The organism is Nostoc cf. edaphicum LEGE 07299 (assembly GCF_015207245.1).
In the GTDB taxonomy this organism is placed as follows: domain Bacteria; phylum Cyanobacteriota; class Cyanobacteriia; order Cyanobacteriales; family Nostocaceae; genus Nostoc; species Nostoc edaphicum_B.
Genome location: NZ_JADEXF010000410.1, coordinates 1 through 4,690, shown reverse-complemented (window position 1 = coordinate 4,690; position 4,690 = coordinate 1). Strand labels below are relative to the sequence as shown.

Below are 4,690 nucleotides of genomic sequence, written 5' to 3'. Positions count from 1 at the left end.
TTAAGATAGTTAATCGAGATAATAAACTGCTAATCGCTGCTACTATTTAAATCGATTAGCAATTAAGCCACATACAAAAGTAACTTAACCTGCGTCAACAGGAAAAATTGCTTTCTATGTGACATTTTATCCAGGTAAAGACGCGATTAATCGTACCTTTACGTTTATTATCTTTCTTCTACTAAACCTCATAGTTTTCGTGCTTTCCTAAATTTACTTAAAAAGTAGGTTTATTACTTAATTGTCGATGTCGATGTCGATGTCGATGTCGATGTCAATATCAACATCAACATCATCACCACCACCACCAACACTACTACCACCACCACCAACACTACTACCACTACTACCACGAACACTACTACGATGAACACGACGAACACCACGACCTTGACGGCCGCCACCTGATAGGCTGGCTTCTTCGCTAGCGGTGAGTTCAGTAAAGAGTGTGCTTTGCATATTTTTAGTTCTCACTTGATTGTTGGTATTTAGATAACATCACACTAAATTCATCAATGCAAACAGCGCATTTATGAATGTTTTTGTGTTGTTAAGGAAATTATATGTGTGAAACTAGTGTAATAAAACAGCTATTTGCTTAAGAAATATGTATTACAAGTTCTAAGCAAATATATCACTTAGCTAGTATTTATACTGTTTTCACTGTTCTCTGGAAAAACTATAAATTTTATTCTCTTGAAACAGATAAATCTTCTGGCTCTAATTTCATGTCAGAAATATATACGTATACCAGTACTTGCTAACTAATCCTGTCAAATCTATACTAATAAAGCAAAATAAATTGCTACTAGTATTGTTCACGAGGGTACAATTACTTAAAAAAAAAGTATAAAATAATTTAAAATAGTATTCTGTTATATAGATCATGAAAAAGCAAATTTAGAGAACTCCAGAAACTTAACTTGATTTTTGAGGTTTACGTATTATCACATAAGCAAAAATTGTTTTCATTTTACTTATACATTAGACTATTTAAAACCTATAAGATACTGTAATAACGACGCTTTTAAACTAGCTGAACTACTTATTAATTAGAAGATAAAAGAAAAGTTCTTTCTCTATAATAAGAATTTTTTGCAATTAAATAAAGAAAGGGTAAAGCTTTAGAAAAAATTATAAAGATTTAGTATTTTTACTAAAAGGCGCTAATTGTTATTTAGACTTAGGCTATGGTTCACTTTTTAGCTCTTCTAATGGGGAACAGCCCTAAAACCGTCACTTCCTTTTCTCACAAAGGGAGAGGCCAATAATACTGCACCTTAAGAGTAAGAAAAGAGGCTGCTAACTTTAAAATGTTTGTTCAATAAATATTTATATCTATAGATAGATGAATCCCGTTCGGCATTTTCATAATTAAGTAGTGTACGAAGTTCATAACGATTACCTTCTTACATTAGCTAGCTATTTGCTAGATTGTTTGCACAACCAAAATATTTTTTAACCTATATGCTAATTGACCCCCAACCGGACTTTCTCCACCCAGTTGAAAGCGACGAATATCTGCCTCCAATTAGCAGTTGGACATGGCTGGGAGGGATATTTTTAATTGGAAGTGTTGGCGCTGCCTTCGGTCTTGCAAGTGTCATTCAATACAATATAGTAGTCAAAGCAGATGGTACTGTCCGTCCCACGGGAGAAATACGGTTAGTGCAAGCAGCAGTAGAGGGAACAGTTAGAAGCATTAGGGTAAAAGAAAATCAAGTTGTAAAAAGGGGAGATGAGATTGCACTGCTCTACGACACCCAATTACAAAGTAAAAAAAGCCAAATTGCTGGAAATATCCGGCAGAATCATTTACAAAGAACCCAAATCGATGCACAACTAAGAGCGCTACAGAATCAAATCACAGCCGAATCCAACTCAATGCGGCGGGCGATTATCTCTGCACAAGCCGATCTGAGTCGTAATCAACGGGATTATAAAGACAAGCAAATTACGACTCAGGCAGAAGTGGAAGAAGTAGAAGCCTCTGTGGAGTTAGCGAGAGAGGAACTGAAGCGATACCAGCAGCTAGCAAATACTGGAGCGATCGCAGCTTTACAGATTAAGGAAAAAGAACAAGCTTTCAAGGCTGCACTTGCCAGATTAGAACGGATCAAAACCGGACTCAATCCCAGTAGCGCAAATGTGGAGATCGCCCAAGAGAAGATTCCTCAAGAACAAGCAAAGGGTGAGTCTACCCTAGCTACATTGAACAAAGAAAGACAAGAACTTATTGGGCGTCAAGTAGAAATTCAAAATCAAATCAGCACCGCTCAAGAAGAGCTAAAACAACTCTCAACAGAACTGCAAAAAACTGTAATTCAGGCTTCAGAGGCAGGTACTATCCTGAAACTAGAATTAAGAAATCCTGGGCAAGTTGTACGGATTGGGGATGCGATCGCTCAAATTGCTCCTAGTAAAGGCCCTCTCGTCATCAAAGCCCGTGTTGCGGCTTCTGATATTAGCAAAGTACAGGTGTGTAAAGTCGTACAAGTAACAAAATGTTCAGAAGGGGAAGTACAAATGCGGCTTTCTGCCTATCCATACCCAGATTACGGCATCCTCAAAGGAGCTGTTAGAGCCATAACCGCCGACGCTATTACATCTCAAGTTAACGGTAATCCAATTGCGCCTTATTATGAGGTGACAATTGAGGTAGAAAGACCTTATTTAAAAAGAGGCGATAAATCCTATCCCATTCAATCAGGGATGGAAGTTACAGCTGATATCATTTCCAAAAAAGAAACCGTAATGACATTTATTCTGAGGAAAGCAAGACTACTAACAGATTTGTAGGCTTTTTCTTGTATTCCACGCCATTGAGAAGCACTCAGGATTTACGCATTAGACCTCTTGCACGGTTCTGATCCCCCCTAACCTCCCTTAAAAAAGGGGGAACTAGAATCAAAGTCCCCCTTTTGAAGGGGGATTTAGGGGGATCAAACCACATTTTGCACTTAGCATAGAGATGTGTGTACACCGTAGCCTTTGGGAGAGGGATTTAGGGTCAGGGCTTTTAATCTCTCCAACCCCCCTGCAAAAGCAACAGGGCTGTTTCATTGCCTCAAAGGTTGATAAGGGGTAGAAGTAGGTTGAGGATTTGATGGTTTGCTAGACTGAGGAGTTGACCCACTCCAAACTCGATCGAACTGAGCTACTGACAACGACTGTAAAATACTGAGATTAAGCGGCTCTTTGCTGATAAATGTGGCGTAGGAAGGCTGCAAATAAGAACGATATTCAGGGCGGTTGAGGAGATGGGTTTCTAAAAAAGCGACGCTGAGGGCGTTGAGATAGGAATAAACAGCAGCACGATCGGGGCCCAGTAAGGCAGGTGGTACAGGTAAGACATCGTTTTCAGGAGTAGGTTCAGCGATCGCTGAAAAGTGGGTGGCATTTTCGATCAAAACTAGATACTTATTGGAGTTAGAAAGCCAGGTAAAGGGGCGAATTTGCTCAAATACGGGTGGGGCGAAAATATCTTGACTACCTGTTACCAACATGACGGGAGTTTTAATTTGACTGACTTCCCCCTGACCCAAAACTGAGCTATTAATAGGATTAATCGCAATGACGGCTTTGATGCGATCGTCTTTGAGTTCGTAATTCTTTGGAGGTAACTCGTTTGCTTGACACTGCAAAAACACCGACAAATTAAAGGATGAATTATCGGGATTACAATCTTGCCTCAGTTGCTCAAAGTTAATATTGGCTCCTGCTAAAGTCAAAACAGTATAACCACCAAAAGACTGGCCGATCGCCCCAACTTGCTGAAAATTGAGTTTTCCCTGAAGAGTGGGATCGGATTTATCTAAACGTTGGAGTTCATTGAGTAGATATTTGATATCCAAAGGTCGGTTGATAAATTCTGCTGCATCTGGCGGCGCTGCCAAACCCGCAAAATATTGTTGAAAGCGTTCGGCATTACTACCAGGATGTTCCAGTACAGCAACAGCAAAACCGTATGATGCTAGATGTTCAGCCAGGTAGACAAAGGTAGAGCGATCTGAAGCCAGTCCGTGAGAAATTACAATCAGGGGAAAGGGAGGGGAGAGTAAGTCTCCAGGTTTTTGTGAACCTGCTTCTGGCAAATAAATATCTACAGGTAGACGGCGCGAGCGAGAAATGTCATTTAACTCCAGGCTTTTTTTCTGCCAGGTGAATTTTCCTGGCGATCGCAAATCTGGTTTTTGGGAGAAATCAATATTGGAAGTGGCTGCTTGAGCGATCGCTTCTTTTTGCAGAGAGGCAAAAACTTCATCTTTTCTTTTAATCAATTGCGACAAGTCATCGACTATCCTTAATCCCTCTGTGAAATTTACCCGTATAGTATCGCTAGGAAATTTCCGCAGTAAATTCACAACCGTTAACCCCTCTTTTTGATCGGCAGCAGACAAAATTAAAGAGGCACGTATGGCATAGAAGCCATTATTTCGAGACTCAGTGAGAAGTAATTTTCCCAGTTGTTGCACCAACTGCTCGCCTATCGGTGAGTAAGTAACTTGAGATACTAGTGTAGGAGTGAGATTAAAGCGCTGCTGGAGTAGATCCCGCAGTTGAGCGAGTTGTTCAGGAGTCACACGGCTAGCATAAAATGACAAATCTTGATCGATTTTGCCCTCTTTAGCAAAGGTTTCCAGCGAGTCCACCGATAAGGAAAATTCGCCGAAGGGAGGATAATAAAAGC

The 4,690-nt window shown here is 40.1% G+C and carries 3 protein-coding genes; 1 reads left to right on the top strand and 2 read right to left on the bottom strand.

Going from position 1 to position 4,690, the window contains the following annotated elements:
• Positions 1 to 237 precede the first annotated feature (237 nt).
• Positions 238 to 459: a hypothetical protein gene (locus tag IQ229_RS13670; protein WP_194044525.1), complete on the bottom strand. Its 222-nt coding sequence runs from the start codon at positions 457 to 459 to the stop codon at positions 238 to 240.
• A 975-nt stretch (positions 460 to 1,434) separates the two neighbouring features.
• Between IQ229_RS13670 and IQ229_RS13665 the strand changes: the two genes are divergently transcribed.
• Complete coding sequence (locus IQ229_RS13665; RefSeq protein ID WP_409339930.1) at positions 1,435 to 2,799, top strand: HlyD family efflux transporter periplasmic adaptor subunit; 1,365 nt, start codon at positions 1,435 to 1,437, stop codon at positions 2,797 to 2,799.
• A gap of 260 nt (positions 2,800 to 3,059) precedes the next feature.
• Here IQ229_RS13665 and IQ229_RS13660 read toward each other — a convergent pair.
• Positions 3,060 to 4,690: alpha/beta hydrolase (locus tag IQ229_RS13660; RefSeq protein WP_194044521.1), on the bottom strand; the 1,631-nt coding region annotated here is incomplete at its 5' end.